Here is a 3,810-nt window from a genome sequence, read left to right on the forward strand (position 1 = left end):
CGTGGTGCCGGGGGGCCGCTCTCACCGCCCACCGGCTGTTCGGGGCCCGCCACGGCGATCTGCACTCCCTGGTCCGCCAGGGCCTGCAGCTCGGTGACCGCGCGCTCGTCGTTCGGCGGCGGCTCGTCCGTGACCAGCCGCGTGATCACGTCGGTGGGCACCGTCTGGAACATGGTGTCGGTGCCCAGCTTGGAGTGGTCCGCGAGCACCACGACCTCCGCCGCGGCCTGCACCAGCGCCCGGTCGACGCTCGCCGAGAGCATGTTGGAGGTGGACAGCCCGCGCTCGGCGGTCAGCCCGCTGCCGGAGAGGAACGCGCGCGAGACGCGCAGCCCCTGGAGCGACTGCTCCGCTCCGCTGCCCACCAGCGCGTAGTTGCTGCCGCGCAGCGTGCCGCCGGTCATGACGACCTCGACCCGGTTCGCGTGCGCGAGCGCCTGGGCGACGAGCAGGGAGTTGGTCACGACGGTCAGGCCGGGGATGCGCGCGAGCCGGCGGGCCAGCTCCTGCGTCGTCGTCCCGGCACCGACGACGACGGCCTCGCCCTCCTCGACGAATCCGGCGGCCAGATCGGCGATCGCGGTCTTCTCCGCGGTCGCGAGATGTGATTTCTGTGGGAAGCCGGACTCACGGGTGAAACCGCCCGGGAGGACCGCCCCTCCGTGCCTTCGGTCCAGCAGCCCTTCGGCTTCGAGGGCGCGCACGTCTCGGCGCACGGTCACCTCGGAGGTCTGTACGACTCGGGCGAGCTCTCGGAGCGATACGGCCCCATTGGCCCGTACCATTTCCAGGATCAACTGACGACGTTCTGCAGCGAACACGAAACCGACAGTAACGCCAAAGACCGTGTTCTTTCAGCCGCTTGCGTCGATGAGAAGAAAATGCTCCTTGGCGACATCTGAAGGTGGTATAGGCGCTCGGTTGCCCCACGGGCACCACCGCCGCCGGCCCCGGTCCGGGCCTAGTCGTCGCCCCCCGGCTTGCTCGCCTGGAGCTGCCGCGCGACCTCCGCGATCGACCCCGACAGCGAGGGATAGACGGTGAACGCCTTGGCGATCTGTTCGACGGTCAGATTGTTGTCGACGGCGATCGAGATGGGGTGGATCAGCTCGCTGGCGCGCGGCGCGACCACCACGCCGCCCACCACGATCCCGGTGCCGGGGCGGCAGACGAGCTTCACGAATCCGTCCCGTACCCCCTGCATCTTGGCCCGCGGGTTGCGCAGCAACGGAAGTTTCATCACCCGTGCATCAATGCGCCCCTCGTCCACATCCGACTGCTGGTAACCCACGGTGGCAATCTCGGGGTCCGTGAACACATTCGCCGAGACCGTCTTCAGCCGCAGCGGCGCGACCGTCTCGCCGAGGAAGTGGTACATCGCGATCCGGCCCTGCATCGCCGCCACCGAGGCGAGCGCGAAGACGCCCGTGCAGTCGCCCGCCGCGTAGATGCCCGGCGCGCTCGTGCGCGACACCTTGTCGGTCCAGATGTGCCCGGAGTCCGTCAGCCGCACCCCGGCCTCCTCCAGGCCGATGCCCCGGGTGTTGGGCACCGCGCCGACCGCCATCAGGCAGTGCGAACCGGTGATCACCCGGCCGTCGTCGAGCGTCACCTCGACCCGGTCGCCCACGCGCTTGGCGCTCTGCGCGCGGGAGCGGCTCATCACGTTCATGCCGCGGCGCCGGAAGACGTCCTCCAGCACCGCCGCCGCGTCCGGGTCCTCGCCCGGCAGCACCCGGTCCCGGCTGGAGACCAGGGTGACCCGCGAGCCGAGCGCCTGGTACGCGCCCGCGAACTCCGCGCCGGTGACGCCGGAGCCGACGACGATCAGCTCCTCGGGCAGCTCGTCGAGGTCGTAGACCTGCTTCCAGTTCAGGATCCGCTCGCCGTCGGGCTGCGCGTCGGGCAGCTCGCGCGGGCTGCCGCCGGTGGCGAGCAGCACCGCGTCCGCGACCAGCTCCTCCTCGGCGGCGCCGGTCACGTGCACCGTGCGGGAGCCGTCCGGGGCCTGCTGCGGCGAGACGCTCGCCCGGCCGCGTACGACCCGGCCGCCCGCCCGCGTCACGTTCGTGGTGATGTCGTCGGACTGGGCCAGCGCCAGCCGCTTCACCCGGGCGTTCACCTTGCCCAGGTCCACGCCGACGACGCGGGCGGCCTGCTTGTCGGGCGGGGTGTCGTCCGCGACGATGATGCCCAGCTCCTCGTACGAGGAGTCGAAGGTCGTCATCACCTCCGCGGTGGCGATCAGCGTCTTCGACGGCACGCAGTCGGTGAGCACCGACGCACCGCCCAGGCCGTCGCAGTCGACGACCGTCACCTCCGCGCCGAGCTGCGCGGCGACGAGCGCCGCCTCATACCCGCCGGGGCCTCCACCGATGATCACGATCCGAGTCACGTACCCCATTGTCCCCCGCCGCCGCCCACGGCTCCCGCGCGGGGCGGCGGGTGTCCGGTGCCGGCCAGTGGGGGGCCGCTTCTACGCGCGTAGGGGGTGACGGGCTAGGCTCGTCGCGTGAACGCATCCACTCCGCACGCCGCGCCCGACGCGGCGGCCGCAGCCGACCGCCTCCGCGAGCTCACCGGGGCCGACTCCCACGACATCGCGCTCGTGATGGGCTCCGGCTGGGTGCCCGCGGCGGAAGCGCTGGGCGCGCCAGAGCACGAGCTGCGCGTCACCGACCTGCCCGGCTTCCCGCCGCCCGCGGTGGAGGGCCACGCCGGGCGGATCCGCTCGTACCGCCTGGGCGGCAGACGGGCGCTGGTCTTCCTCGGCCGTACGCACTACTACGAGGGCCACGGCGTCGCCTCCGTCGCGCACGGCGTGCGCACGGCCGCGGCGGCGGGCTGCAAGACCGTGGTGCTCACCAACGGCTGCGGCGGGCTGCGCGAGGGCATGCGCCCCGGCCAGCCGGTCCTGATCGGCGACCACATCAATCTCACCGCGACCTCCCCCATCGAGGGCGCGCGCTTCGTCGACCTGACGGACCTGTACTCGCCGCGGCTGCGGGCGCTGTGCAAGCAGGTGGACCCCAGCCTGGAGGAGGGCGTCTACGCCCAGCTCCCGGGCCCGCACTACGAGACGCCGGCCGAGATCGAGATGCTCCGCCGCGCCGGCGCCGACCTGGTGGGCATGTCGACGGTCCTGGAGGCCATCGCGGCCCGCGAGGCGGGCGCCGAGGTGCTGGGGATCTCGCTGGTCACGAATCTGGCGGCGGGCATGACCGGCGAGCCGCTGAGCCACGAGGAAGTGCTCCGGGCGGGGCGCGACTCGGCGGCGCGGATGGGCGGGCTGCTGGCCGAGGTGCTGCGGCGGGTGTGAGGACTCCGGGCGGTACGCGCCGATGCGGTACGGGCCGGGGCGTACGCCGCGGCGGCCGAAGAGGACGACGAGGACGACAGTGACTGAGGACGGCGACAGGTGACCACGGACGCTGCTGGGAACACCGCGGGAGAAGCTGCCGGGACCCCCGCCGGGCTCCTCGCCCGGGCGAGGACGTGGCTGGCCGAGGACCCCGACCCCGACACCCGGGCCGAGCTGGCAGCCCTGCTGGACGCGGCCGACAGCGCCGCGCTCGCGGAGCGCTTCGCCGGCACGCTGCAGTTCGGCACCGCCGGGCTGCGCGGTGAGCTGGGTGCGGGGCCGATGCGGATGAACCGGGCCGTCGTCATCCGCGCCGCCGCCGGGCTGGCCGCGTACCTGGACGAGCAGGGCGCGGGCGGGGGCCTGGTGGTCGTCGGCTACGACGCCCGGCACAAGAGCCGCGCCTTCGCCGAGGACACCGCCGCCGTCATGACCGGCGCCGGCTTCCG

Annotated in this window: 3 protein-coding genes and 1 pseudogene; 2 read left to right on the plus strand and 2 right to left on the minus strand. The window is 73.1% G+C overall.

Annotated features, from left to right (window positions below):
* Both H5J30_RS21470 and H5J30_RS21475 read right to left on the minus strand, forming a co-directional pair.
* On the minus strand, positions 1-785 hold a 785-nt coding region (locus H5J30_RS21470; protein ID WP_258563457.1), incomplete at its 3' end, for a DeoR/GlpR family DNA-binding transcription regulator.
* Positions 786-961: 176 nt separating this feature from the next.
* Positions 962-2,404, minus strand: a complete 1,443-nt coding sequence (locus tag H5J30_RS21475; RefSeq protein ID WP_181789023.1) for an NAD(P)H-quinone dehydrogenase — start codon at positions 2,402-2,404, stop codon at positions 962-964.
* Positions 2,405-2,512: 108 nt separating this feature from the next.
* On the opposite strand from H5J30_RS21475, the gene H5J30_RS21480 reads away from it, so the two are divergent.
* Both H5J30_RS21480 and H5J30_RS21485 read left to right on the plus strand, forming a co-directional pair.
* Entirely contained in the window at positions 2,513-3,319 is an 807-nt protein-coding gene (locus tag H5J30_RS21480) for a purine-nucleoside phosphorylase (RefSeq protein ID WP_181789024.1), read from the plus strand.
* Between the two features lie 99 nt (positions 3,320-3,418).
* A pseudogene (locus H5J30_RS21485) lies at positions 3,419-3,810 on the plus strand (phospho-sugar mutase); the annotation flags it as partial.

The sequence above is a fragment of the Streptomyces phytophilus genome (assembly GCF_013870535.1).
Classification (GTDB): Bacteria; Actinomycetota; Actinomycetes; order Streptomycetales; family Streptomycetaceae; genus Streptomyces; species Streptomyces phytophilus.

Coding starts and splice junctions, on each gene's coding strand:
- H5J30_RS21475 (WP_181789023.1), bottom strand. CDS start 2,404: ATGGGGTACGTGACTCGGATCGTGATCATCGGTGGAGGCCCCGGCGGG.